The organism is Deltaproteobacteria bacterium (assembly GCA_016223005.1).
Classification (GTDB): Bacteria; Desulfobacterota; GWC2-55-46; order UBA9637; family GWC2-42-11; genus JACRPW01.
Genome location: JACRPW010000019.1, coordinates 1 through 25,250 on the forward strand (window position 1 = coordinate 1; position 25,250 = coordinate 25,250).

21 protein-coding genes and 1 tRNA gene are annotated in these 25,250 nt (G+C 40.1%); 12 read left to right on the forward strand and 10 right to left on the reverse strand.

From position 1 onward, the window contains the following. From HZC45_02335 to HZC45_02345, 3 genes are all read left to right on the forward strand, one after another. On the forward strand, window positions 1-1,074 hold a 1,074-nt coding region (locus HZC45_02335; protein ID MBI5682001.1), incomplete at its 5' end, for a restriction endonuclease subunit S. Beyond that, window positions 1,071-1,571, forward strand: coding sequence for a restriction endonuclease subunit S (locus HZC45_02340; protein MBI5682002.1), 501 nt, complete (start codon window positions 1,071-1,073; stop codon window positions 1,569-1,571). The genes HZC45_02335 and HZC45_02340, both read left to right, overlap by 4 nt. A gap of 117 nt (window positions 1,572-1,688) precedes the next feature. Beyond that, on the forward strand, window positions 1,689-2,684 hold the full coding sequence (locus HZC45_02345; protein ID MBI5682003.1) for a GNAT family N-acetyltransferase: 996 nt from the start codon (window positions 1,689-1,691) through the stop codon (window positions 2,682-2,684). Window positions 2,685-2,919: 235 nt separating this feature from the next. Here the strand turns inward: HZC45_02345 and HZC45_02350 are convergent, their stop codons facing one another. Both HZC45_02350 and HZC45_02355 read right to left on the reverse strand, forming a co-directional pair. Next, entirely contained in the window at window positions 2,920-4,068 is a 1,149-nt protein-coding gene (locus HZC45_02350) for an alanine--glyoxylate aminotransferase family protein (protein MBI5682004.1), read from the reverse strand. Between the two features lie 165 nt (window positions 4,069-4,233). After that, the gene (locus tag HZC45_02355) at window positions 4,234-5,931 is read right to left on the reverse strand and encodes a thioredoxin domain-containing protein (GenBank protein MBI5682005.1); all 1,698 of its coding nucleotides are present in this window, start codon (window positions 5,929-5,931) and stop codon (window positions 4,234-4,236) included. 250 nt (window positions 5,932-6,181) lie between these two features. Between HZC45_02355 and HZC45_02360 the strand changes: the two genes are divergently transcribed. Next, window positions 6,182-6,754 (forward strand): hypothetical protein, encoded by a 573-nt coding sequence (locus HZC45_02360; GenBank protein ID MBI5682006.1) that lies wholly within the window; start codon window positions 6,182-6,184, stop codon window positions 6,752-6,754. 3 nt (window positions 6,755-6,757) lie between these two features. Here the strand turns inward: HZC45_02360 and HZC45_02365 are convergent. Continuing rightward, window positions 6,758-6,831, reverse strand: a tRNA-Gly gene (locus HZC45_02365). 87 nt (window positions 6,832-6,918) lie between these two features. Then, window positions 6,919-8,370 carry a CCA tRNA nucleotidyltransferase gene (locus tag HZC45_02370; GenBank protein ID MBI5682007.1) on the reverse strand — a complete coding sequence of 484 codons (1,452 nt, stop codon included), beginning with the start codon at window positions 8,368-8,370 and terminating at the stop codon, window positions 6,919-6,921. Between the two features lie 169 nt (window positions 8,371-8,539). On the opposite strand from HZC45_02370, the gene HZC45_02375 reads away from it, so the two are divergent. The 8 genes from HZC45_02375 to pyrF all read left to right on the forward strand — a co-directional run bounded on the left by HZC45_02375 (window position 8,540) and on the right by pyrF (window position 17,391). Continuing rightward, the gene (locus HZC45_02375) at window positions 8,540-9,070 is read left to right on the forward strand and encodes a nitroreductase family protein (GenBank protein MBI5682008.1); all 531 of its coding nucleotides are present in this window, start codon (window positions 8,540-8,542) and stop codon (window positions 9,068-9,070) included. A gap of 9 nt (window positions 9,071-9,079) precedes the next feature. Continuing rightward, complete coding sequence (gene galU / locus HZC45_02380; GenBank protein MBI5682009.1) at window positions 9,080-9,943, forward strand: UTP--glucose-1-phosphate uridylyltransferase GalU; 864 nt, start codon at window positions 9,080-9,082, stop codon at window positions 9,941-9,943. An 85-nt stretch (window positions 9,944-10,028) separates the two neighbouring features. Further along, window positions 10,029-10,475, forward strand: coding sequence for an Hsp20/alpha crystallin family protein (locus tag HZC45_02385; GenBank protein ID MBI5682010.1), 447 nt, complete (start codon window positions 10,029-10,031; stop codon window positions 10,473-10,475). Window positions 10,476-10,632: 157 nt separating this feature from the next. Then, window positions 10,633-12,972, forward strand: a complete 2,340-nt coding sequence (lon, locus tag HZC45_02390) for an endopeptidase La (protein ID MBI5682011.1) — start codon at window positions 10,633-10,635, stop codon at window positions 12,970-12,972. Window position 12,973: 1 nt separating this feature from the next. After that, window positions 12,974-13,993, forward strand: coding sequence for a thiamine-phosphate kinase (gene thiL / locus HZC45_02395; GenBank protein MBI5682012.1), 1,020 nt, complete (start codon window positions 12,974-12,976; stop codon window positions 13,991-13,993). 160 nt (window positions 13,994-14,153) lie between these two features. After that, window positions 14,154-14,594: an NUDIX hydrolase gene (locus HZC45_02400; protein ID MBI5682013.1), complete on the forward strand. Its 441-nt coding sequence runs from the start codon at window positions 14,154-14,156 to the stop codon at window positions 14,592-14,594. A 65-nt stretch (window positions 14,595-14,659) separates the two neighbouring features. After that, a complete protein-coding gene (locus HZC45_02405) occupies window positions 14,660-16,588 on the forward strand; it encodes an aconitate hydratase (protein MBI5682014.1) in 1,929 nt (642 codons plus the stop codon). A 56-nt stretch (window positions 16,589-16,644) separates the two neighbouring features. Continuing rightward, on the forward strand, window positions 16,645-17,391 hold the full coding sequence (gene pyrF, locus HZC45_02410; GenBank protein MBI5682015.1) for an orotidine-5'-phosphate decarboxylase: 747 nt from the start codon (window positions 16,645-16,647) through the stop codon (window positions 17,389-17,391). Here pyrF and HZC45_02415 read toward each other — a convergent pair. The 6 genes from HZC45_02415 to HZC45_02440 all read right to left on the reverse strand — a co-directional run bounded on the left by HZC45_02415 (window position 17,383) and on the right by HZC45_02440 (window position 24,949). Then, on the reverse strand, window positions 17,383-18,246 hold the full coding sequence (locus tag HZC45_02415) for an EamA family transporter (protein ID MBI5682016.1): 864 nt from the start codon (window positions 18,244-18,246) through the stop codon (window positions 17,383-17,385). The genes pyrF and HZC45_02415 overlap by 9 nt on opposite strands. 10 nt (window positions 18,247-18,256) lie before the next feature. Further along, the gene (gene smc, locus HZC45_02420) at window positions 18,257-21,817 is read right to left on the reverse strand and encodes a chromosome segregation protein SMC (protein ID MBI5682017.1); all 3,561 of its coding nucleotides are present in this window, start codon (window positions 21,815-21,817) and stop codon (window positions 18,257-18,259) included. Window positions 21,818-22,088: 271 nt separating this feature from the next. Then, complete coding sequence (gene rpsI / locus HZC45_02425; GenBank protein MBI5682018.1) at window positions 22,089-22,481, reverse strand: 30S ribosomal protein S9; 393 nt, start codon at window positions 22,479-22,481, stop codon at window positions 22,089-22,091. 34 nt (window positions 22,482-22,515) lie between these two features. Next, window positions 22,516-22,953 (reverse strand): 50S ribosomal protein L13, encoded by a 438-nt coding sequence (gene rplM / locus HZC45_02430; protein ID MBI5682019.1) that lies wholly within the window; start codon window positions 22,951-22,953, stop codon window positions 22,516-22,518. A 122-nt stretch (window positions 22,954-23,075) separates the two neighbouring features. After that, on the reverse strand, window positions 23,076-23,696 hold the full coding sequence (locus tag HZC45_02435) for a methyltransferase domain-containing protein (GenBank protein MBI5682020.1): 621 nt from the start codon (window positions 23,694-23,696) through the stop codon (window positions 23,076-23,078). Next, window positions 23,696-24,949, reverse strand: a complete 1,254-nt coding sequence (locus HZC45_02440) for a Glu/Leu/Phe/Val dehydrogenase (protein MBI5682021.1) — start codon at window positions 24,947-24,949, stop codon at window positions 23,696-23,698. Before HZC45_02440 ends, HZC45_02435 begins: the two co-directional genes overlap by 1 nt. Window positions 24,950-25,250: the final 301 nt, after the last annotated feature.

Here is a 25,250-nt window from a genome sequence, read left to right on the forward strand (position 1 = left end):
AACCGCTCCGAAGTTTTGTTTGTGGATTATATCTTGGAGCATTTGCGGCCCAATGGCCGGGCCGGCATTATCGTGCCGGAAGGCATAATCTTTCAATCCGCGACCGCTTATAAAGCGTTGCGTAAATTATTGATTGAAGACGGGCTTTTGGCGGTGGTTTCCCTGCCCGCCGGAGTTTTCAATCCTTACGCCGGAGTGAAAACCAGCATTTTGCTTTTTGACAATGGTCTTGCCAAGAAAACAAAGGAAATTCTGTTTTTGAAAATTCAAAACGACGGCTTTGACCTTGGCGCGCAAAGGCGGGGAATTGATAAAAACGATTTGCCTCTCGCGCTTGAAGTTATCAAAGCATATAAAAACATTCTCTCTGTCATGCCCGACTTGACCGGGCATCCAGAAAAATTAAAAAAGGAACTGGATTCCCGCCTTCGCGGGAATGACAAATGGAGAGATGTCGCTCATCTTGCCGCCAAAGACAAAATCGCCGAGAGCGGCGACTATAATCTTTCGGGCGACAGATATAAAGAAGTGGTCAATTTTGCCAATCAAAAATGGCCGATGGTTGAGTTGGGCGAGGTTTGTGAAATTTTAGATAGTCAACGCAAGCCAGTAAAAGAAGCCGACAGAAAGCAAGGTCCTTACCCGTACTACGGCGCTACAGGAATTGTCGATTATGTCGATAAATATATTTTTGATGAAAAACTTGTTTTGGTTGGTGAGGATGGCGCTAAGTGGGGGGTTGGAGAAAAGACCGCTTTTATTGCTGACGGCAAATATTGGGTCAACAACCACGCTCATGTTTTAAGGCCAGATCGAGAGAAATTACTGGACGATTTTCTTGTCCCTATGTTGAACAGGATGGATCTCGCACCATATGTTACGGGTGTAACTGTGCCAAAGCTGAATCAGGAAAAATTGCGCTCAATAAAGATTCCCCTTCCGCCGCTTGAAGTCCAAAAAGAAATCGTTGAGCAGATTGAAGTCAAACAAAAAGCGATTGAAGCCGCCAAAGCGGTGATTGATAATTTAGAGAGAGAGAGAGACGCTATTTTGGCCAATCGATTAGAAAGATGAAAGATGTCGAGTGGGTAGAGTTGGGGGAAGTTTGCACTTTTGAATATGGAAAACCCCTTAAAGAAATTGGTCGTAAAGGCGGAGAATATCCAGTTTATGGGTCAAATGGCATCGTTGGCTTTCACAATGAATATCTTGTAAAAGGACCATTTATTATTGTCGGGCGAAAAGGCACAGCAGGAGCGGTGGTTTATTCCGAAAAAAGCGGTTTTCCGATTGATACGACTTTCTATGTTCATTTGAAAGACCAAAAAGTAGATTTGAAATTTTTATACCTTATTATGGCAACGCTTGATTTAGGTAAAGTGAATATCCAAGCAGGAGTACCCGGATTAAATCGTAATGACGCATATAAAGTTAAAATCCTGCTTCCACCGCTTGAAATCCAAAAACAGCTCGTCGCTGAAATGGAAGAACAGGAAAAAATTATTGAGGCTAACAAAAAACTTGTCGGCATAATGGAGCAAAAAATCACCGAAGTTTTAAGTGAAATATAAATATGTTAATTTGGACAGGAAAAGGACAGGAAAAGGACAGGAAAAGGGGACACCCATTAAAAGGCACCCTGTCAAGAGAAAAGGTGAGTCCTTTTTTTAAATCAGGAATAGACAGGTATGTCAGAAATACAAGCAAGATTCTTAAATGTTAATGAGTATGGGTGCTGGGACAAGTTTGTATCTGAGTTGTCCACTGTATCAATTTTTGATGAAACAGATTGGCTTGCCACGATTTCTGAGATTATGGGATGCAGCCTTAAGATATTAGGGGTCTTTAGTGGAGACAGCATCATAGGCGGTGTAACACTAACCGCATCAAAAAAGTTTGGCATGGCAATCGCTGGACGCATTCCATTATGTCCCACTAACTCCTGTGTTTTATCGCCTTCCCTCTCAAAATTTTCAGATAGGACCACCCGTCATACGCTTGAAATAACAGATGCTATCGCACAGGTCTTACAGTCAAACTTTGATTTTGTTGTTGTGACAAATAATCACCACTTAAACGACATAAGAGCATTCTCATGGCAGGACTGGCGAACTTCAGTTCAGTATACTTATTGTATTGATTTGCCATCAATAGATATTTCAAAAGTCCCGCCAAACCGCAGAAATAAAATGAGAAATGCAGAAAAAGCAGGCATCATAGTTAAAGAGATGGACAACCCTGAAACTGCACATGAGTTATTGGAAAAGACTTATAAGAGAAAAGGGTTATCTCCCCCTGTAACACAGGAGCAACTCTCCCAGATTTATACAAGACATAGAGAAAATATAACACTGCTGTTTGCCATGGTTGGCAACAGCGGAAAGGCTGTGGCTGTTCATATAACACTCAAGGATGCAAAACGCAAAGCAGGCTACTATTTATTGGGCGGTTTTGACCCTGAATACATCAGCACAAATGCCCCCTCTCTCCTTCAATGGCGTGAAATAGAATACTTACGGGAAAAAGGGTTTAAGGTGCTTGACCTTGTGGGCGCTGAAGACAAATCAATAGCTACTTTTAAATCAGAATTTGGAGGAGAACTTGTGCCGTATTTTCAGGTTTCACATGTGAGCCATAGATATAGGATTATAAACTGGCTTTCATGGCTCAATCCTTTTAGATAATTTTTAGGCTCATCGTGAAAGAGGACAGGAAAAGGCTTTTGAGGGCAATTCTTTACATTGGCAAAACAGATTTTAAAATGCTATAGCCGTAAAAAAATCAATGTCTATTTTTGGGTATAGACTTCATATAGCAATGCCATGTAATTTATCACATGACCTGTCGCGGCAATGAAGGGTGAAATTCAAAGGTCTCGCTGTAAGAAAAGCCGTTTATACTGCTTACTGTTTTATTTGTTTACTTATATCCCTCCATCAATATCTCCTGAGCTGCCGCCACACCTTTACCTAACTCAGTCTTATGCCCAAATTTTCTTAAAGCCATCTCAATTGAAGATATTGCAATGATAATATCAAATGTGTCTATATACCCAAGGTGAGCGATTCTAATAATCTTACCCTTTAACTGGTCTTGCCCCCCTGCCATTGTAATGCCCATATCATCCCTTAGATATTTTACAAATTTTCCGCCGTCAACAGATTCGGGCAGATACACGCCTGTTGTTGCGTCTGACGGCGCATCAGGCGCAAGGAGTTTCAAGCCCATTGCCTTTGCAGCAGCCCTTGTCGCCCTTGCAAGCCTGTTATGTCTTGCAAAGACATTTTCAAACCCTTCTTGTTTGAGCATCTTTAAAACATCTCGCAAGCCGATTATCAAAGAAACTGCCGGCGTGTATGCCGTTGTATTGTCCTTTAGATTTTTTCTTTCCTTTTTAAAATCAAAATAAAATCTCGGCAATTTTGCAGTCTCTTGAAATTTCCATGCCTTTTCACTCAGCGCAGCAAATGCAAGACCCGGCGGGAGCATGAATGCCTTTTGAGAACCTGATACCAAAACATCAATGCCCCATTCATCCATCGGTGTTGGAAACACGCCTACAGAGGTTATGCCGTCAACTATCAAGAGGCAGTTATCTTTCTTTTTTGTAAGTTCTGCCAGTTCCTTTATAGGATGCGCAACTGTTGTAGATGTCTCGCTTGCCTGAACCAATACACCCTTTATATTAGGGTTCGCATCAAGCGCCTTTTTTACATCAGCAGGGTTTACTGCCTTTCCCCATTCAACATTAAGCCAAAGGGCTTTTAGACCATATGCCTCTGCGATTTTGCCCCATCTCTCACCAAACTTACCGCCATTTATTACAATAACTTCATCACCGGGCGAATACAAATTTGTAATAGAACCTTCCATAGCGCCAGTTCCAGATGCAGCAAGGATTAAGACATCCTGTTTTGTCTGAAATAAATATTTTAAATCTTCCTTTACCTCTCCGAAGATTGCTGAAAACTGCGGCGTCCTGTGATGAATCATCGGCTGAGCCATTGCCAGATTTATCTCTGCAGGCACAGGCGTAGGACCAGGAGCCAGCAAAAACCGTTTTTTCATTAAAAATACCTCCTTACCTTATGCTGACATTTCTATCTTATGGGAATAATGTTAGAACAATCTGTGTAATTTTGAAATTTGGAAACTAGCAAAGTAGATATACTATTGTCAAGTTCTTTAATCCCTCTTGCATCACTTTATTTTAAGCATATAAAATTGTTATTATTACTTGGTCCTTAACAGATACCTAGCCACTCTTTGGAACGGAATGGACTGAAACTCAACATTCATATCCTCGTAAAAAAGTCCAATACCATCTTTTGCCTTTTCAATGTATTCTTTGTTCTTTGTCAATTCATACAAGTTCACAAGTGTATAACTCATGACGCTATTGATGCCATAAGGTTTTCTGTAACTTATAAGCTCCTTTTCCCTGTATAATTCTTTTGCAGTGGATTTTCTCTCAATAAATCCGCCGTTTTTATCATCATAAAGATTTTTTATGGAGAATGAAATCACAGCCTCAGCCTTTTCAAGAAATCTCTTCTCTTTTGTGCTTTTATATGCCTCAAGGAAAGCCATTGCAAACCATGCATTGTCTTCCAGTTGTCCGTCTAAAAACCCTTTTTTCTTTTGGGGGTCATAAAAACTCAATACACCATTTTCAGTCATCATATTGTTCAAAAAGAAATCTAGTGATTTTACTGCCACCTTTTTATATTTTGTATCATTCAAAACATCCCCTGCATATAAAAGCGTGATTATCATATTGGCATTTGTATGTGTATAGGATGTCCTGTCTGTGCGGGGCAGGGCAACCTTTTTTCTTTCCTCAAGTGTAAAGTGATAGTAGACCTCATCAGCGTCCTGACTGCCGTAGAATCTGGAATCCTTTTCATCATACAGGTTTTTTAAAACATACTCTATAGACCTCTTTGCTACATCCCTATAAAACGGGTCTTTTGTTATCTTAAAGGCATGAATATATGCCTTTATAATATCAGCCTGGTCTTCCAGCATCTTTTCATAATGAGGCACGCTCCAGTCCCGCTGTGTTGCATACCTGAAAAACCCGCCCTCAACCTTCTCAAAAAGCCCTATTATCTTGTCGTCTGTCTGCAAACGGGCAATCTTGTTAATCCAGTCAGGCTGCTTCACATCCTCTCTGAGTTTTTTTAACTCATCAAAAGATGGTCTCTTTGATTTGATAGCCTTCAGGTTCCTCCCTGCCATGCTGTCAAGGGTCTTCAAAGCCATATTAAGATATGGCTTACCCTTGCCTGCCTCGTAAATATCAAGAAAATGGTCAACCACCCTGCCATATATATATTTTTCTCTCAATCCAAAACCGCCGAACAGGGTATCGTATCTGTCAACTATAGTCCTCTCAAAATGCTCTACATACTTTTGCAGGTCATCTTTAGCAAGGTTTCGCCTCTCCCTGTAAATATCCTCTGTCAATTCTTTTGCCTTTGGTTTGTATTCCTTTTGTATAAATGCAAGGGTCTTATCAAGGTTTACACGGAGCTGCTCCTTTTCTATATAACCCGGCACTGCAACCAGTTCTTCTCCATCAGGCATGAGAATAACTGTTGTTGGCAGCCCGCCTGCTGGATATTTTGAGGCAATGTCTTTTCGTCTATCATAATCAACAAATATAGGGATGTAATTATTGTTGATGTATTCGGCAATATCTTTTGTCTCTAAAGTCTTTTCCCTATACACATGACACCAATAGCACCACACCGCTGTAATGAGCATAAATACCGGCTTCTTCTCTTTTGCTGCTTCTTCAAATGCCTGCGCTGAATATTCCCTCCACTTTATTAGAGATGTGTCATGCGTGTAAGCATGTGATACAGTGGAAAGTGAAGAATGAAAAGTGAACAGTGAAAAGATGAACACAAAAATAATAGTAAACATTTTTATGCGCCTCCTGTTGTGTTTTAACACAATGTATCTACATTATAAATCTACAATTATTTAACATATCTTGTCAATCCCTACCATTAGCCCCAAAAATCAAAGTCTATTTTTGGGCTTAGATAGTGTTTGTCTAAAGAAAAGAGGTGATAAAGCCGATAACTAAATTAAGAGATTGTTAAACATGCCACTGCAGAGCCTGCCCCACACTTGATGCTGGGTTTTAAGCAGGGAAAGGTGAAATGATTTTATGAATATAGAAACCACACCATCACTTTATTTTAAAGAGATGATAGATGATGCTATCAGAAATCAGAGGATTGAAATGAATATACTAGTAGAGTTCTATCTCGTAAACCTTTTAACTGAATTCATGGATGCCAAAAAGATAAAAAAAGTTGAAGATGAACCTCTTGTTATTCTTATGGGTAAGGCTCTTAATTCCAGTCTAACTCTACAGCGAACCGCCTTCAGGGAGATAGGCGATGCCTCTCTTTATTTGTCAGGATTCTTTTCAGATAGTTTAAGCAGAAAGGTAGTTGATATAGATTATTACACAAACATTGGCGCAGCATCTTACAATTATCTGGCAAACCTGACAAAAGGGGAATTGAATAGCCTTTACTCTGAGTTGGCAGAAAGGTTTAAGGTATTTGTAGACCTGCTTACAGAGGTAAGTGAGCGGTGTTCTCTGACAGCAAGGCAGGATATTCTGCGGGTTTATGAAAGATGGATAAGGCTTAAAGGCAAGAGGAATAAGAAGATTTTAAATGAACTCGGGATTGAGCCTCTGCACAATTTAAGTTATTCAACAATCCATTAGGAATGGAGCGGGCGAAGGGAATCGAACCCTCATATGAAGCTTGGGAAGCTTCCATTCTGCCATTGAATTACACCCGCATATATTGCGGTTATGAGTGATGAATTGTTCGTTATTTAGGATAAACCCTGAACAATTCATACTATATTTTGTTTTTAAAAGTCAACCTATTTTGACTCATCCAAAAGCCATCTTCTTATAAACTCTATAGCCTCCTTCTTATTTTTTACCCGACCTTCACCTTCAGTATCCTGAACCTTTTTGAGTATCCTGCCCACCATTACACCTTCAGGTATCTTAAATAGCCTCATAATATCATCACCTTTTAAAAGAGGAGGCTGTTTCTTAATGCTATATATATTGTAGTAAAAAGAAATAAGTTCTCTTACAACCTGCACAAGACGATAGTCTTCACCGCCCCTTGTTGCCCTTGCGTCTGCAAGGGAAAGAAAGAGGAGGTCTATGCCGTCTTTATCCATTGCCCTGAACAGATGCGCCTTTGTCCTGTATGGAATCTTTTCCTGAGACGCCATAGTAAATATCCTATGGTGATTTCTTACAAGGCTGCAAAGTGTCTTTGCAGGTTTTTTGCCAAGTTTTAACCTTTTTGCTATCCGTTTGACAATAGTTTCACCCTCAAGGTCATGCCCTGTAAACCGTATTCCTCTTTCATCTATCTTCATGGTAACAGGCTTTCCAATATCATGTAGAAATATTCCTAACTTAAAAAGACATATTCTTGGTATATTTTCAACTATGGAGTCAAAATGCGATGAAATAGCGTCTAAATATTCTGGCATAATCTTCTTTATGTCATATAGAAGTTTCTCTCCCTCTGTAACGGCTTGAATAATATGGGACATTAAATCATAATTTGACAGCATCTCCCAATCCCTGATTTCAGGAAATATCTCCTGAAGCAAGCCTACGGCATACAGTTTTTTCAGATTATGCCTGATGTTGTGGCAGTTAAGTATTATAAAAAACTCATCCCTTATCCTTTCCCATGATGATGTTTTTAAGAGGTGTGCCTTTGACTTTATGATATTTTCTGTTTCCCTGCTTATAGAAAATCCATATTGTGCAGACAGCCTGACAGCACGAAGCAGTCTTACAGGGTCATCTTCAAAGATAGTGTCTTTTATCAGCACTATACATCTTCTTCTGCTGTCACTGACTCCCTTTAATGGGTCAATGATTTCAACTGTATCTGTTTCAAAAAGTTCCTCCACATTAACAGCCATTGCATTTATTGTGAAATCCCGCATAAAGAGGTCGTGAGTTATATCCCTGCCTTTGAGTGGTGATAAATCTACTGTCACCCTTAAATTATTTTTTCTTATAACAATTCTAAAAGAACCTGTCTCTTTATCCAGAAGAAAAGGACTCCCGCCTAGAATTAAGGCAAGCCTCAGAGCAGTCTCTTTTATTTTTGAGGTTAGGACAAAATCATAATCACAGCCCATTGGAAGTTTTGACACAAGGTTTCTGACCACACCTCCAACAAGATGTATGTTTGTATCCAAATCTTTTTTAGAGGAATATACAGCCCTTATTACAAAGTCTTTACGCAGTTTCAATATGTCCTTTTGCCGAAGCATATTCTTTTTCGCAGCCATATAAACAATTCCTAACCCTAATCAATAAAGAATGCAATAAAAATTATGGCTCTTCGTGAAACAGTGCGGGTGATTTTTTGCATTTTTATATCTCCTTAAAAAAAATCTTTTCTAAAATCTAAAAAGAAGGTATATAATATCAATACATTAGATTTAGAGGAGTGAATATATGGATGAAAGGTTAAAGATATTTTATGAACTCTTTGAAAGACGAAAGAGCATCAGAGAGTTTTTGGATAAAGATATTGAAAGCGAAAAGGTAGAGAGGCTTAAAGGGGTGCTGCAAAGGGCGCAGAGTGCTGCTAATAGACAGCCATGGCACTTTATATTTGTTAAGAATAAGGAAAGGGAAAGACTTAATGAGGTTTTTATAAAAGAGGGGTTTAAACATGCACCGCTTGTTATAGTTGTATGTGCTGAACCAAAGGGCGCATGGGTAAGAAAGGCAGACAATAAAAATTATGCATGGGTTGATGTGAGCATAGCAGTAACAGAGATGATTTCTGCTGCAACCGCAGAAGGCATTGGGACATGCTGGATTGCAGCAATAGACCCTAAGGTTGTAAAGAATATACTGAATATCCCTGATGATATAGAGGTTGTTGCGATTATTGCAGTAGGTTACCCTAAAACACCTCTTGTCAGAGAAGAAAAGAATAGGAAGATGTTGGAGGATATAATACACTATGAAAGGTGGTAGAGGGTCTATATGAAGATTAAAAAGGCTGTATTCCCTGCTGCTGGTTTTGGGACAAGGTTTTTACCTGCGACAAAGGCAATCCCAAAAGAGATGCTCCCTTTGATTGATAAGCCCCTTATACAGTACTCAGTTGAAGAGGCTAATAATTCAGGGCTTGATGAGATTATTATAATTACAGGTATGGGCAAGACTGCCATAGAAGACCACTTTGATATATCTTTTGAACTTGAGTCACTTTTAAAAGAAAAGGGGAAGACAGACATATTAAAGATGATAGACGATATATCCAGTCTAATCCATTTCTCATATACACGGCAGAAAAAACCACTTGGACTCGGACATGCAGTCCTGTGTGCAAAAAACCTTGTTAACAGAGAACCATTTGCAGTATTTTTAAGTGATGATGTGATAGACAGCCGTGTCCCTGTTATGAAACAGATGTTATCTGTCTTTGATAAATATCCTGCAACCATCCTTGCTGTCCAAAGGGTGCCTGAAAAAGATGTCCATAAATACGGAATAATCAAGGCTGAAAAGGTAAAGGACAGGATTTACAGGGTCTTTGATATGATTGAGAAACCTCATCCAAAAGATGCTCCTTCAAATCTTGCAATAATCGGCAGATACATATTATCACCTGAAATCTTTGAAGCCCTTGAAAATACTCATCATGGTGCCGGAGGGGAGATACAGTTGACAGACGGGTTAAGACAGATAGTTAAGGAACAGGATGTCTATGCCCTTGAGTTTGAAGGCACGAGATACGATGCCGGAGATAAGGTTGGCTTTTTAATGGCTAATGTATCCTATGCCCTTAAAAGAGAAGACATTAAAGATGAATTCAAGAGGTTTTTAAAGGGACTAAAGATATAGATGAGTTGTTGAGTTTAGGAGTCAGGGAGTTGCGGAGTTAGAAACTCTTTTAACTCTATAACTCCTCAACTCCTGCACTTTTTATATGGCAAGGACAAAAAACATGAAAGAGCCGTCAATACCCATAGAACTTGGGGGAATACTTAACAACCTCTTTGGGGGGTTTGCAAACCGCAACACGGACGATGTTGCTGCGCAGATAAATTATGAGCCGTTAATTGATATATTTTCAACTGATAACTGCATTATAATAGAGATGGAACTGCCGGGCGTAAAAAAGGAAGATATAGAGATAAGTTTTATGCGCAGCGCTATTACCATCAAGGGTATAAAATATGAAAACTACAATGATAAAAAGATGAAGTTTGTGTGCATGGAACGTTCGTTTGGAAAATTTTGCAGTGTTGTGGAACTAACCTCTCCTGTTGATACAGCGAAATTAAAGGCTGTATATAAGGACGGCGTACTTAAAATCACATTGCCAAAGTTCAGCGATAGGAGAGGTGTGCAAAAGAAGATACCTGTAGAATGAAACAGGTGATAGGTTTCAGGTTTTTTTGCTTTTACTGACACCTGTATTTAACGGAGGATATATAGTGTCTACAGAAATCAAGGAACAGGAACAGATTGTAGTAATACCTGACACCCTTCCACTTTTACCTGTCAGGGATATTGTTATTTTCCCATTTATGATAGTGCCTTTATTTGTGGGCAGGGAAAGGTCTATAAGTGCAGTAGATACTGCACTTGCCAAGGATAGGCTTGTTTTTATTGCAGCACAAAAGGATATGACAAAAGAGGACCCTGATGCCGCAGACCTTTATACAATAGGCACTGTTGGTATGATAATGAGGATGCTTAAACTTTCTGACGGCAGGGTTAAGATTCTGGTGCAGGGGCTCTCAAGGGCAAAGATTGCCAACTTCTTGCAGGAAAAGCCTACCTATGTGGTTTCCATTGAAAAACTAAAGGAAATAACTGTTTCCAATATAACTCTTGAGATGGAAGCAATGATGAGGAATGTGAGGGAGCAGTTGGAAAAACTTTCAGCCTTTGGAAGAGTTATTTCGCCGGAAATCATGATGATAATAGAAAATATTCAGGAGCCGGGCAGACTTGCTGACCTTGTGGCATCAAATCTTGCCTTAAAGGTTCAGGATGCGCAAAAGGTGATTGATACCATTGACCCAGTTCAGAGGCTTGAGAAGGTTAATGAATATCTTGTCAGGGAACTGCAGGTTGCAACAGTTCAGGCAAAGATACAGTCTCAGGCAAAAGAGGAGATGGATAAGACCCAGCGGGAATATTTCTTGAGAGAGCAGATACGTGCCATCAAAACAGAACTTGGAGAGACAGAAGAGATAACTGACGAGATTAACGAGTTAAAGAAAAAGATAAAAAAGGCAAAGATGCCAAAGGATGTAGAGAAGGAGGGATTAAAACAGGCAGACAGGCTTGAGATGATGCACCCTGACGCAGCAGAGGCAACCCTTGTAAGAACCTATCTAGACTGGCTTATTGAACTGCCGTGGAGTAAAGGCACAAAGGATATTCTGGATATAAAAAAGGCAAAGAAAATCCTTGATGAAGACCATTATGACCTTGAAAAGGTAAAGGACAGAATCCTTGAATACCTTGCTGTAAGAAAACTCAGGGATAGAATCAAGGGTCCTATCCTTTGTTTTGTTGGCCCCCCCGGTGTTGGCAAGACATCGTTGGGAAGGAGCATTGCAAGGGCAATGGGAAGGAAGTTTGTTAGGGTATCACTTGGCGGTGTCCGAGATGAGGCAGAAATCAGGGGACACAGGCTGACATATGTTGTTGCGTTACCCGGCAGGATTATTCAGGGAATCAAACAGGCAGGCAGTAACAACCCTGTTTTTATGATGGATGAGATAGATAAGATAGGTTCAGATTTCAGAGGCGACCCTTCATCAGCGCTGCTTGAGGTTTTAGACCCTGAACAGAATTCTGCATTCAGTGACCATTACCTTAACCTCCCGTTTGATTTGTCAAGGGTGATGTTCATAACCACTGCCAACCTCCTTGACCCGGTACCTTCTGCATTGAAGGACAGGATGGAGGTTATAAATATCCATGGTTATACAGAAGAGGAAAAACTGGAGATTGCCAAAAAGTTTATTATACATAGACAACTGAAAGACCATGGTTTAAGCAAAAAGATAATCAATATAACCGATGATGCGATAAAAATGATTATATCCCAGTATACAAAGGAGGCAGGGCTCAGAAATCTGGAAAGGGAGGTTGCATCTATATGCAGAAAGGTTGCAAGAAAGGTTGCGGAAGGCAGCAATAAAATAACAGTTATAATGCCGGAAAATCTGCACGAATTTCTTGGTATCCCTAAATTTCCACCGGAAGATGAACAGGAAAGGGATGAGGTTGGTGTTGCAACAGGGCTTGCATGGACGCCTATTGGCGGTGAGATACTTTATATAGAAGCAACGATTATGAAGGGCAAGGGAACCCTTACCCTGACAGGTCAGTTGGGTGATGTAATGAAGGAGTCTGCACAGGCAGCGCTTAGTTACGCAAGAAGCAAGGCAGGAGAACTTGGGCTTGATGCAGATTTTTATAAAGAACTTGACATACACATCCATGTCCCGGCAGGCGCAATCCCAAAGGACGGTCCGTCCGCAGGTGTTACTATGGCAGCTGCGCTTATATCAACGCTCACAAAGACACCTATCAGCAAGGATGTAGCAATGACAGGAGAGATTACCCTTCGCGGCAGGGTTCTTCCAATCGGAGGACTCAAGGAAAAGGCACTTGCTGCCCTTCGGGCAAATATAAATACTGTGCTTGTGCCTGAACGGAATAAGAAAGACATGGAGGAAATACCAAAGGACTTAAGAAAAAAGATGAACTTTGTCTTTGTCAGACATATGGACGATGTCTTAAAGGTTGCCCTGAAAAAGAAACCTGATATAAAAACCCCGTCAAAGATGATAAAACCCGGCAGGAGATTACCTGTAAGAAACAGTAGAAATGCCCTTGTGAGATGATATGCAGATTAAAGAGTTTGGAGAATTAAATATAATAAAAAAATTTTTGACACAATTTGAGGTGTCTAACCATAATATCTTAAAGGGTATTGGTGATGATGCTGCGGTTATAAAGTTTGATAACAAATGTCTATTGATAACAACTGACATGCTTGTTGAGGATGTGCACTTTTTATCATCATATACATCCCAGTATGTTCTTGGCAAGAAGGCAGTTGCCGTGTCTTTAAGCGATATTGCTGCAATGGGCGGGATACCGAAATACCTCTTGACATCCATTGCTATGCCGGAACATACATTGACTGAATTTATAGATTTGTTTTACAGAGGCGTCAAGGAAAGGATAGAAGAATTTAATATGGCTCTCATTGGCGGTAATACATCATCATCACCTGACAGGATTATTATTGAATCAGTTGTAATTGGAGAGGCATTGACAGAACAAGTGGTTTATAGAAACGGCGCAAAAGTCGGAGATATAGTATATACAACAGGGTTTTTAGGTGATTCAGCCCTTGGACTCAGGATATGGAAAACAAAAGGGACGGAGCCAGTAACAGATCCATTTATGAGGGATGCTATGCTAAAACATATAAACCCTGTGCCGCGTGTTAAGGAGGGAAGACTTATTGCAGAAAAAAGACTCGCATCAGCAATGATAGATATAAGCGATGGTCTTATCCAGGACTTAAGACACATCGCAGAGAAAAGCGGTGTTGGTGCAAGGGTCAGACTATCCAACATCCCTTTATCCACAGCAATGAAAAGGCACATCCTGAATAAACCGGATGACATTACATTTGCTATGTCAGGTGGGGAGGATTATGAACTCCTCTTTACAGCAAGACCTGAAAGAAAAGAAGAAATAGAGGAATTATCAAAAGAGATTAATCTGCCTATAACTGCAATAGGTGAAATAGTTCCAAAAGAGAATGGGATAAAGGTCATTGCTCAAGATGGCATGGAAATGAAAATAGAAAAAGAAGGTTTTGAACATTTTAGGGAGCAGCATGCCGAGTAGATGCTGACTGCCCTGCCTACAAAAAGGAGCGAAAAACTTAAAGCGAGAAGCGTAAAACCAATGTATCTTTGTTTTTCATTTTTAGCTTCGCGCTTTTCACTATAAATAGATGGTTTGTCAGTAGGGTAGTTAGCCTTTTTGATGGTATTTTCAGACAAAGGTGAAAACAGAAAGACAAATCTCATCAGGTGGTGTAATCTTCCGCAAGACTCTTGAACAGACTTATGTGGCGCTTATTTCTGTAAAAAACGGCAAGGTCTGGACACTCCCCAAGGGTCTTGTGGAAAAGGGTGAAAATATTGCAAGGACTGCACATAGAGAGGTAAAAGAGGAGACAGGACTTGATGGCAAAATTATAAAAAACATCGGGCATATTCAGTACTTCTACTGTCATAAAGAAAATGATGAGATGATACGGTTTTTCAAAATCGTGTATTTCTTTTTAATGGAATATGCAGATGGAGATGTCCAAGACCATGATACAGAGGTGACAGACTGCCAGTGGTTTCCAATTGATGATGCAATCCAACTGGTTAGATATGAAGATGAAAAGGGGATACTTAAAAAGGCAAGGGATATGATTGTAAAAAGAACCTTTTGACTTTTTGGTGAGTTTTTTGATAGTTTAAACACCCAAAATCATCTTTAATAGGGGAGGACAAATCTATGGGTAAAAATATTACTCAAAAAATAATAGAGAGTCATCTTGTGTCTGGCGAGACGACTCCGGGCAAAGAGATTGCCATAAAAATTGACCAGACTTTGACGCAGGATGCAACAGGCACAATGGCGTATCTTCAGTTTGAAGCAATGGGCGTGCCAAGGGTCAAGACAAAAAGGTCTGTAAGTTATGTTGACCACAACACCCTTCAATACGGCGGTTTTGAAAATGCAGATGACCACAGATTTTTGCAGACACTGGCAGCAAAATACGGCATATATTTTTCAAAGCCGGGAAATGGTATATGCCATCAGGTTCACCTTGAAAGGTTCGGCGTGCCGGGAGAGACAATGCTCGGCTCTGACAGCCACACCCCGACATGCGGCGGACTCGGAATGCTTGCAATAGGCGCAGGCGGGCTGGATGTCGCTGTTGCAATGGGCGGGGGCCCATTTAATTTAACATCTCCAAAGGTTGTTCTTGTAAATCTTAAGGGCAAATTAAAACCTTGGGTATCTGCAAAGGATGTAATCCTTGAACTCTTAAGAAAACTCACTGTCAAGGGCGGAGTTGGAAAGGTTATTGAATACGGCGGCGAGGGGATAAAGAATTTAACCGTGCCTGAAAGGGCAACCATAACAAATATGGGCGCTGAACTTGGCGCTACAACATCCATATTCCCAAGCGATGAGATTACAAGGGAGTTTCTAAAAGCACAGAAAAGGGAGGGGGACTGGAAGGAACTGCTGCCTGACCCTGATGCAAAATATGACGAGGAAATCAAAATAAACTTATCTAAACTTGAGCCAATGCTTGCAAAACCGCACTCCCCTGATGCAATATGCAAGGTATCTGATGTTGAGGGCATGAAGGTTGACCAGATTTGCGTGGGCAGCTGCACAAACTCATCATACAAGGATTTGATGACAGTTGCTGAAGTTTTTCACAAAGGCGGTTTCAAGGTTCATCCTGATGTCAATCTTACAATCTCACCTGGTTCAAAACAGGTGCTTGAGATGATAAGTCTGAACAAAGGGCTGGCTCATCTTATTGAAGCAGGTGCAAGGATTTTAGAGGCAACATGCGGTCCGTGTATAGGTAATGGTCAATCACCGTCATCAAAAGCCGTATCCTTAAGGACATTCAACAGGAACTTTGAAGGAAGGAGCGGGACAAAGGATGCGCAGGTCTATCTTTGCAGTCCGGAGGTTGCGGCAGCGGCAAGCATTTACGGCGTAATAACAGACCCGAGAAAACTCGGCAAATTCCCGAAAATAAAGATGCCAAAGGAATTTTTGATAGACGATTCCATGATTATTCCACCTGCAAAAGACCCGTCAAAGGTTGAGGTATTAAGGGGTCCTAATATTAAAGAACTTCCAAAGGCACAAATACCGGGGCAAAGCATCAAAGGGAATGCGCTTATAAAACTTGGTGACAACATCACAACAGACCACATAACACCGGCAGGAACATGGCTAAAGTACCGGTCAAATGTGCCAAAATATTCAGAGTCCGTTTTTTCCGCAATTGACGCCCAGTTCCATGAAAAGGCAAAGGCACAAGGCGGTGGGTTTGTTATGGGCGGTGAAAACTACGGACAGGGTTCTTCAAGGGAACATGCAGCATTGTGTCCGATGTATCTTGGCATAAAGGCTGTTCTTGCAAAATCTTTTGCAAGAATCCATAAGGACAATCTCATAAACTTCGGCATACTGCCGCTAACATTTGCAAATGCAGGAGATTATGATGCAGTGGAGCAGGGCGATGAACTTGAGTTGAGACTTGATAATCTGGCAAACAGTGAAGCAGTTACGCTTAAAAATATCTCAAAGAATAAGGACATGCAGTTAAAGCACGGCTTCAGCGCTAGGCAGATAGAGATAATTATGGCTGGCGGACTTTTGAACTTCACAAAGAAACAGGCAGCGTAGAAACAACAATTGGCAGGCAGCAGACAATACTTGCTGCCTGCCAATTGTTTAAATACATGACCACACACCTTTCCCCAAAAGACCGCATAATATTTCCTCTTGATGTGCCGAATCTGAAAGAGGCACGAAGATTTGTAAGACTCCTTAAAAAGGATATAGATGTCTTCAAGATAGGGCTTGAACTTTTTGTAAGTGAAGGACCCGATATTATCAGGATGGTTAAAAAAGAAGGCGGGGCAAAGATATTCCTTGATATGAAATTCCATGACATCCCTGAAACTGTGCGTAGGGCATACGCAGCAGCAAGCAGGCATGGTGTGGATTTTGTAACAGTCCATTGTGATGACACTAGTTTACTCAAATCAGCTGCTAACGGCTCATCACAAAAAACAAAGGTTCTGGGAGTTACTGTTTTAACGAGTCTTTCAGGAAAAAACCTTAAAGAGATGGGTTTGAGAAAAGAATTACAAAACCCCCTAAAACTTGTTTTACACCGTGCAGAACTTGCAAAAAAGGCAGGCTGCAGCGGTGTTGTATGTTCAGGGCTTGAGGTAAGATATGTTAAAAAGGCGCTTGGCAGGGATTTTATAACCGTATGTCCGGGTATAAGACCTGTATGGGGAGATGTAAAAAAGGATGACCAGAAGAGATTTGTAACTCCATATGAGGCTGTTAAAAACGGCGCTGATTATATTGTTGTAGGAAGACCTGTCAGGGACGCTATAAATCCTGTCCTCGCTGCAAAAATGGTTGCGGATGAAATTGGCACAGGTTTAGATTTTGTTAATCAATGTTCAAAATAGTGTGATAGAAACAACACCTGCCAACATAACCATAGAACCTAACATCCTTTCTCTTATATTCACCTCCTTAAATATAATTGTCCCATAAACTATACTAAAAATGAGGTTTGTCCTTTTTATAGATATTACATAGGCAACATCAGCCATACTGATTGCCATGAAGTGAGATACAATCATTATTGATGTAACAAACCCTATGATTAAAAACATTCTGGGTCTTGATACAATCTGCTGAAAACAGCCTCTTATGCCAAGAATTACTGATAGGATAATGGTCAGAAGAAAGGGATAGAAGAAACCGAAAAATACAGGGCTTGAGTGCTGAACTGCAATCTTTCCGATAGTAGAGGTTATGCTGTATATTAACGAGACTATAATCATAAACACTGAGCCTTTTTCTTTTACTATTGCCTTTAAAGGAAAAAGAAGACCCTTACCCTTACTGTTCCCATTTGCATTCAACAGGTATGCCCCTAGTACAATAAGGAGTATGCCTATAAATCCTGACTTATCCGGTAATTCACCAAGCAGAATATAGGATATGACAATTACAAATGCAGGACTTAATGCCATAAATGGTATGGTCAGTGACAGAGGCGAGATATTCACTGCCTTTACATAAAGGATGATTGCAATAATCTCCAGCGGAAGTAGTACAATAGTAGAAATCCAGAACTGTTTGTCCAGATGCGGTATAGGGATAAATATAAAGGCAAGGGCAATAAACGGGAGTGCATACCCCTCTCTTACCCATGCTATGACATACTCATTACTCTTTGTCATTGCCTTTTTACTTAAGGCATCAGCAGTTGCAAGAGAAAAAGCAGTAGTAAAGGCAAGGATTACCCAGAGCATATTTTTTGGTTTATGAATTTAAGTCTACAGATACAACCTTTGATATTCCCGGTTCTTCCATAGTTATGCCAAAAAGGGTATCGGCAATTTCCATGGTACCTTTATTGTGGGTTATAAGTATGAATTGGGATTTTTTTGCCATCTCTTTAAGGAAGGCATTAAACCTGTTTATATTTGCATCATCCAACGGTGCGTCAACCTCGTCAAGCAGGCAAAATGGACTTGGTTTTATAAGGAATATTGAAAAGATAAGGGCAGTTGCTGTCATTGCCTTTTCTCCGCCTGACAGCAGGTTTATACCCTGTAATCTTTTACCCTGAGGCTGGGCAGCGATTTCTATCCCACTTTCAAGTATGTCCTCTTCATCAACAAGCCTGATCTCTGCCCTGCCGCCCGGAAAGAATACAGGGAAAACCTCCTGAAACTTTGTATTTATTGCATCAAATGTATCTATGAACCGCTGCCTTGTTGTCCTGTTAATCCTGTTTATTGCCTTCTTAAGTGTTTCAATGGAATTGGTCAAATCGGTCTGCTGGTCCAGGAGGAACTGATGTCTTCTTTCCAGTTCGGCATATTCATCAAGGGCAGAAAGGCTCACCTCTCCAAGAGAATCTATCTGGGTCTTCAATTCCTCTAATCTGTTTAATACAGTATTTCTTTCCATTGTATTGAATTCTTCAGAAGGCATATACGCATCTATCCTCACGCCATACTTTTCATTCATCTTTTCCAGAAGATGAGAAGACTTGAGCCTCAGTCCATTTAATTCAAGATTTATGCTATTTATATTTTCATGCACAATATTCAGTTCATGCTTCATGGATTTAAGGGCACTATCAATACTACTAATTTCAGCCCTTGTTTTATTGAGACCCTCTTCCTGAACTATCTCTATTTTGCGGGTGTCATCCTTCTGCTTTAAATGGTTTAAAATCTCTTTTTGTATATCATGCAGATTAGATTCAATATTGTGGATTTCTATTGTCCCGGCACTGATTTCGTCTTTCTTTGCAGTTATTCTATTTACTGCATCACCAATAAACTGCCCCTTTTCTATCTGTTTATATCTCAAGGCATCGTATCTTTCTCTTAATGAAGCAATTGCTACCCTTATCTCTGTTAAACTGCTGTAGATGGACTCTTTTCTCTTTGACAGATTTGAAACCTCCTGCTCAAGTGCAGTTACAATGTCTTGTGTTTTACTGCGACTATCTTCAAGAGACTCTCGTTCCACGGCAAGTTCTGTCTTCTTCTTTGCAGTATCCATTAGTTGTATTTTTGATTCTTCTATTTCAAAATCAACCACATTTAATCTTTCCTTAAGTCTTGCAAGTTCAGATTCCTCTTGTCTTATACTGCCTTCAATGCCTGCCAGTTCTATATCTTTTGAATGTCGCAATCTTCTTAATTCCTCAAGTTCTTTTTTTGCAGTGTCTATTTTATTTTTTAAGTCCAATATATCTCTATCCATTTTCACAACCTTTTGCTCTAACTCGTATGACTTGGATGAGAGTTCCTTTATTTCCCTCTTTTTTTGCAGAATACCACCTGCATTCTCCCTGCTGCTTCCTCCTGTTACTATACCGCAGGCATCAATAATCTCTCCTTCCATAGTAACAACGGTTTTACCCATGCCGTTTAAATTCCATATCAAAGCGGCATCCTTAAGGCTTTTTACAACAAGGCAATCTGACAAAATATAATTTATTACAGAGGCATGGCCGATTTTTGCCCTGACATGATTGAGCAGAGGTTCTGCATTTATATCGCCTGCATCTGTTTTTAGATTGGGATTTCTGCCAACTGATGCATATCCCTTAATATCAATTGGGACAAAACTGCCTCTGCCGAGTTCATTAGTTTTAAGATATTCTACTGCCAGAATGCTGTCATTTAAGCCATCTACCACTACATACTTAAGTTTCTCACCCATGACTGCCTCAACAGCCTTTTCATATTCAGGTGATGTTTCTATAAACTCAGCAAGTATGCCATGAATACCTGCCCCCTGTTTATTTTTAAGTATTGACCTGACCCCATCCTGAAAACCCTCAAGACTATCTTCAAACTCTTTAAGTGTAGAAAGCCTTGAAGATGTTACAGCAAGTGCCTCTTTATCAGACTTTTGCTCTATGTCTATTTGAAGCAGTTTTTCTTCAAGGGCTTTGACCTCTTGAATAGTAGCGCCTTCTTTACCCTCAGTCTCTCTTTTTATGAAGTCTGCCTCTTTGTTCTTTTCCTTTAATTCAGAGATACCCCTTTCTTTAATACAGGCAATCTTTTCTATTTCATTTTTTTCCCTTTCTGCCTTGCCTGTTTTCAGATGGAGGGTGTCTTCGTCTTTCAGGCAGACATGCAATACATTTTTTATATGGGATATTTTTGCTATTATATCAGCAAGGACAGCACTTTTATCTTTCAGTTCCTTATCCTTATGAGACAGCATTTCTGAGATGTGGCTAAAAATCTTTTCTTCACTAATAAGTTCATCTTCTTTTACTTTTATTGCATTAAAAATTTCTTCCGCAGATTTTTTTAATTCCTCTAACTCGTCACCCACCTTTTGTTTATGGCAGTTCAATTCATCTATTTCTTTAAGGAGCCTATCTTCGTTTCTTTTCAGTTCCCTAATCCTTATTTCATTAAGTTCTACAGTCCTTTCCCTTGTCTGAATAGAATCCCCTATGCTTAAAAGCAGGGATTTTATCTCTTTTAGTTCAGTCTCTTCTTTAATATATCTTATCCGCAAGTCTTCCAGCAAAATCTCTTTCTGGTTTATGCTGGCAGAAATCTCCATATCTTTTTCTTTTAATCTTTCAAGATTTGTTCTTGCCTCTTTTTTGCCGTCTTCCAACCTTTTATATTCTGCTAGCGACAGGAATAATTCTATGTCTTTAAGTTCATCTCTTAAGACCTTATATCTTTCCGCCTTTTTTGCCTGACGGTTAAGAGAATTCAACTGCCTTTTTACTTCGTTTATAATATCGTTTACCCTTGTAATGTTCTCTTTTGTTGCATCCAACCTTCTAACTGCTGCGTCCTTTCTATGCTTGTATTTGTTTATGCCAGCAGCCTCTTCAAACAAGATTCGCCTCTCATCAGGTTTTGCAGTTACAAGCCATCCCACCTGTCCCTGTTCAATGATGGAATATGCCCTTGTGCCGATACCCGTGTCAGTGAAAAGGTCAACAATATCTTTTAATCTGGATTCCACCTTGTTTATATAATATTCACTATCGCCTGATCGGAAGAGTTTTCTTGAAATTTCTATCTCTGTAAAATTCACATATTCCTGAGGGGCAATGCCATCTTCATTTGAGAGTGTCAATACAACTTCAGCCATGCCGATCTGTTTCCGCGTCTCACTCCCTGCAAATATTATGTCCTCCATTAATTTTCCTCTCAGATGCCTTGCATTTTGTTCACCAAGCACCCAGCGAATCGCATCAACGATATTACTCTTGCCGCAGCCATTCGGGCCAACAATTGCTGTTACACCTTTTGGAAAGGTAATTACAGTTTTATCAATAAATGATTTAAAGCCTAGTATTTCTATTTTTTTAATCTTCATAGGGCGCTATACATAACGACATAAATAAAGCCGCATACAGAGCGTCAGAACAAAGCAGACCAAGGAGCCGGGGCACCCACGCCAAGTGGCGTGGGTCGGGTGAAGAGTAAGGCGTATGTTTAGCATACGCCGCAACGCCTGTCTGCGTGCCTGCCGTAGCACAGGCCGGCAACACACAGGCAGGCAGGTATGCAAAGTTATGACGCTCTGTATAATAAAAAAGGGGAAGATCCATATAAGACCTTCCCCTTTTGTAAAATATTTGCAAATATTATCGTTTTGAAAACTGGAATCGTTTTCTGGCAGCCTTCTGTCCATATTTCTTTCGTTCCTTCATCCTTGGGTCCCTTGTTAAGAATCCCGCTTTTTTTAGAGTTAAACGAAGGTCAGGATTTGATTTTAGAAGTGACCGCGCAATACCATGACGAATTGCACCTGCCTGACTTGATACTCCTCCGCCGTCTACATTTACATTTATATCATACTTATTAAGGGTCTTTGTTAATTGCAGCGGCTGTCTGATTATCATCTGCAGTGTCTCGCGGCCAAAGTAATTATCCATTGGTTTGCCATTAACAACAATATTGCCGCTTCCATGTTTTAATATAACCCTTGCAACAGAGGTCTTTCTTCTTCCTGTGCCACTTAAAGATATTTCACTCATAACTCTCCTTATAATAATCCGTAAAAATCAATGTCTATTTTTGGGATAATATTAAATCTTCCGGTTTTTGTGCATGATGAGAATGCGTGTTTCCTGCATAAACTTTTAGTTTTTTCATCATATCTCTTCCAAGCCTGCCCTTTGGAAGCATTCCCCATACTGCCTTTTTTATAACCTCTTCCGGTTTTTCTTTCAGAACACTCCCGAGTGATACAGCCCGGAGACCTCCCGGATACATTGTGTGATGGTAATAAATCTTGTCTGTTTTTTTCTTGCCTGTGAAGGTCACTTTATCAGCATTAACAACAATTACAAAATCTCCTGTGTCAATAGAAGGTGTATAGGTCGGCTTATGTTTACCTTTTAATATTGTTGCAATCCTGCTTGCAAGCCTGCCAAGATTCTTGTCATTGGCATCCACTACAAACCATTTTTTGTTGTTTTCCCTTTTTGCAAAGAATGTGCTATTCATAATTTAATCCATCCCACTTTAGAATTTAAACAAGAAACTAATTGTTATGCCCATTTTTATCCGAATTAATCTAATAAAGTTTCTAATTTTTGTCAAGGGTTTTGTTATTTTTGTTATTTTTGTTATTTTTTGTCATTTTCTATAATCTGATTTTTTCTTTTCATAAGGCACGAATAACCTAGTGGTCCTGGTTTTTGTTCTTTATTGGCATCAAACCTGAAGTCTTCAAGCCAGATAAAGTCAAAGAATGCGGAAAATACATCCCTTATTTCATCTTCTCTCAAGGTTGGCGGACCGTCTTCCCTTGGTTCTTTTGCATTGCCGCACAGCATGAGATATACACTCCCCTCTGTAGTTAATTTTATTAGCATTTCAACGAATATTGTCCTATCGCTGTCTTTAATGGTATGAAAGCATCCTCTGTCAAAGATAAAGTCAAACGGTCCTCCTTTTATATTCAAATCAGGCAAAGTTGTTTTGATAAAATCTACCTTGACCCCGACAGTTTTTACTTTTTCCATTGCCATTTTTATGGCAATATCAGACACATCTAAAGCAGTTACATCAAATCCCTTCTGTGCAAGATAGATGGCATTTGTCCCTGTGCCGCATCCGATGTCAAGGGCACGACATAGTTTAACAATACCGCTTTTAATGACTTTCTTTAGTTCGGATGAAGGGAAACCTGTATCCCATGGCGCATCACCCTCTGTGTAACTTTTATCCCAGTCTTTATTCATCATTACGGATAAAGCCCTCTTACCTCAATAGCCTCTGCAACCCTTTTAACACCGAGCAGAAGTGCAGATGTCCGCATATCAAGATTTTTATCTTTTGAAAGGGCATATACCTGTCTGTATGCATTTATCATAATCTCCTCAAGCCTTTTGTATATTTCATCCTCTTTCCAGAAAAATCTCTGTAAATCCTGAACCCATTCAAAGTATGAGACAACAACACCGCCTGCATTTGCAAGTATATCAGGGAGCATAATTACACTTTTGTCATTTAAAATCTTATCTGCATCTGGTGTTGTGGGTGCATTTGCGCCCTCTGCAATTATCTTTGCCCTGACAGTCCCTGCATTTTTTGAATTTATCTGTCCTTCTGTAGCAGCGGGGATAAGCACATCGCAGTCAATAGAGATGAGTTCATCCAACGTGATATTATCAGCAGGCTTAAATCCAACAACTGTTTTATTTTCTCTTTTAAATTTCAGAACATCAATTATATTCAAACCTCTTGAATTATATATTGCGCCCTTGGAATCGCTCACTGCAACAATCTTTGCCCCCTTTTCATAAAGAAGTCTTGCGGCAATTGCGCCGACATTTCCAAAGCCGATTATCGCAGTCCTCAAGCCTTCAACAGAAAGTCCCAAATTCCTGACTGCCTCCAGCAGGACTGCAACAAGTCCTTTTGATGTCGCCTCCCTCCTTCCCATAGAACCGCCTATGCAGATAGGTTTTCCTGTAACAACGCCCGGCACAGAGTAGCCCTTTGCCATGCTGTATGTATCCATAATCCATGCCATTACCTGTTCGTTTGTATACATATCAGGCGCGGGTATGTCCTGCTCAGGACCTATAAACGGAAGGAGTTCATATGTGTATCTCCTAGTCATCCTCTTGATTTCATCCCTTGACATCTTTGTTGCATCTACGGCAATCCCCCCCTTTGCACCACCGAATGGAATGTCAACAACTGCACATTTCCATGTCATAAGCGCTGCAAGGGCAGTAATCTCATTTAAGGTTACTTTGGGGTGGTAGCGGATGCCACCTTTTGTAGGTCCCCGTGCCGTGTTGTGCTGAACTCTGTAGCCTTCAAAAAATTTCACGGTTCCGTCATCCATCATAACAGGCACAGATACGATTATTGCTCTCTTTGGTATGCGGAGTCTGTTGTAAATAGCGTCAGGGAGGTTCAGGTATCTATTGACATCTTCAAGCCTGTCAAGGACTTCTTTGTAAGTGTCATTTTGGCATTCGGTCATTTCACAGCCTCCTTTCTAAATCTTTCCCTCTGCGATGGATATTGAGCGGAACAAGCAGCGGAACATAGTGGGGATTTATTGTTTTGGTCTCCATTATTCTCACCTTTAAATTCACTGAAGGCTGAAAAAGACTTCAGAGATTTTCATTTGGGCGGAGATATTAATAGTATCTCATATTGACACACATCCCTATTTTTTTATTACCTGTTGTAACGTGCAAAGTATTCATCAATTTCCGGGCGTAACTCCATACCTGCTTTTTCAAAGCAGTCAAGTAGGTCAATATAAGTGCCTTTGCCAG

Excerpts from the sequence above, each read along its gene's own strand:
- HZC45_02340 (MBI5682002.1), top strand. The coding sequence starts at position 1,071 with ATGAAAGATGTCGAGTGGGTAGAGTTGGGGGAAGTTTGCACTTTTGAA.
- HZC45_02345 (MBI5682003.1), top strand. The coding sequence starts at position 1,689 with ATGTCAGAAATACAAGCAAGATTCTTAAATGTTAATGAGTATGGGTGC.
- HZC45_02350 (MBI5682004.1), bottom strand. The coding sequence starts at position 4,068 with ATGAAAAAACGGTTTTTGCTGGCTCCTGGTCCTACGCCTGTGCCTGCA.
- HZC45_02355 (MBI5682005.1), bottom strand. The coding sequence starts at position 5,931 with ATGTTTACTATTATTTTTGTGTTCATCTTTTCACTGTTCACTTTTCAT.
- HZC45_02360 (MBI5682006.1), top strand. The coding sequence starts at position 6,182 with ATGAATATAGAAACCACACCATCACTTTATTTTAAAGAGATGATAGAT.
- HZC45_02370 (MBI5682007.1), bottom strand. The coding sequence starts at position 8,370 with ATGGCTGCGAAAAAGAATATGCTTCGGCAAAAGGACATATTGAAACTG.
- HZC45_02375 (MBI5682008.1), top strand. The coding sequence starts at position 8,540 with ATGGATGAAAGGTTAAAGATATTTTATGAACTCTTTGAAAGACGAAAG.
- galU (MBI5682009.1), top strand. The coding sequence starts at position 9,080 with ATGAAGATTAAAAAGGCTGTATTCCCTGCTGCTGGTTTTGGGACAAGG.
- HZC45_02385 (MBI5682010.1), top strand. The coding sequence starts at position 10,029 with ATGGCAAGGACAAAAAACATGAAAGAGCCGTCAATACCCATAGAACTT.
- lon (MBI5682011.1), top strand. The coding sequence starts at position 10,633 with ATGATAGTGCCTTTATTTGTGGGCAGGGAAAGGTCTATAAGTGCAGTA.
- thiL (MBI5682012.1), top strand. The coding sequence starts at position 12,974 with ATGCAGATTAAAGAGTTTGGAGAATTAAATATAATAAAAAAATTTTTG.
- HZC45_02405 (MBI5682014.1), top strand. The coding sequence starts at position 14,660 with ATGGGTAAAAATATTACTCAAAAAATAATAGAGAGTCATCTTGTGTCT.
- pyrF (MBI5682015.1), top strand. The coding sequence starts at position 16,645 with ATGACCACACACCTTTCCCCAAAAGACCGCATAATATTTCCTCTTGAT.
- HZC45_02415 (MBI5682016.1), bottom strand. The coding sequence starts at position 18,246 with ATGCTCTGGGTAATCCTTGCCTTTACTACTGCTTTTTCTCTTGCAACT.
- smc (MBI5682017.1), bottom strand. The coding sequence starts at position 21,817 with ATGAAGATTAAAAAAATAGAAATACTAGGCTTTAAATCATTTATTGAT.
- rpsI (MBI5682018.1), bottom strand. The coding sequence starts at position 22,481 with ATGAGTGAAATATCTTTAAGTGGCACAGGAAGAAGAAAGACCTCTGTT.
- rplM (MBI5682019.1), bottom strand. The coding sequence starts at position 22,953 with ATGAATAGCACATTCTTTGCAAAAAGGGAAAACAACAAAAAATGGTTT.
- HZC45_02435 (MBI5682020.1), bottom strand. The coding sequence starts at position 23,696 with ATGATGAATAAAGACTGGGATAAAAGTTACACAGAGGGTGATGCGCCA.
- HZC45_02440 (MBI5682021.1), bottom strand. The coding sequence starts at position 24,949 with ATGACCGAATGCCAAAATGACACTTACAAAGAAGTCCTTGACAGGCTT.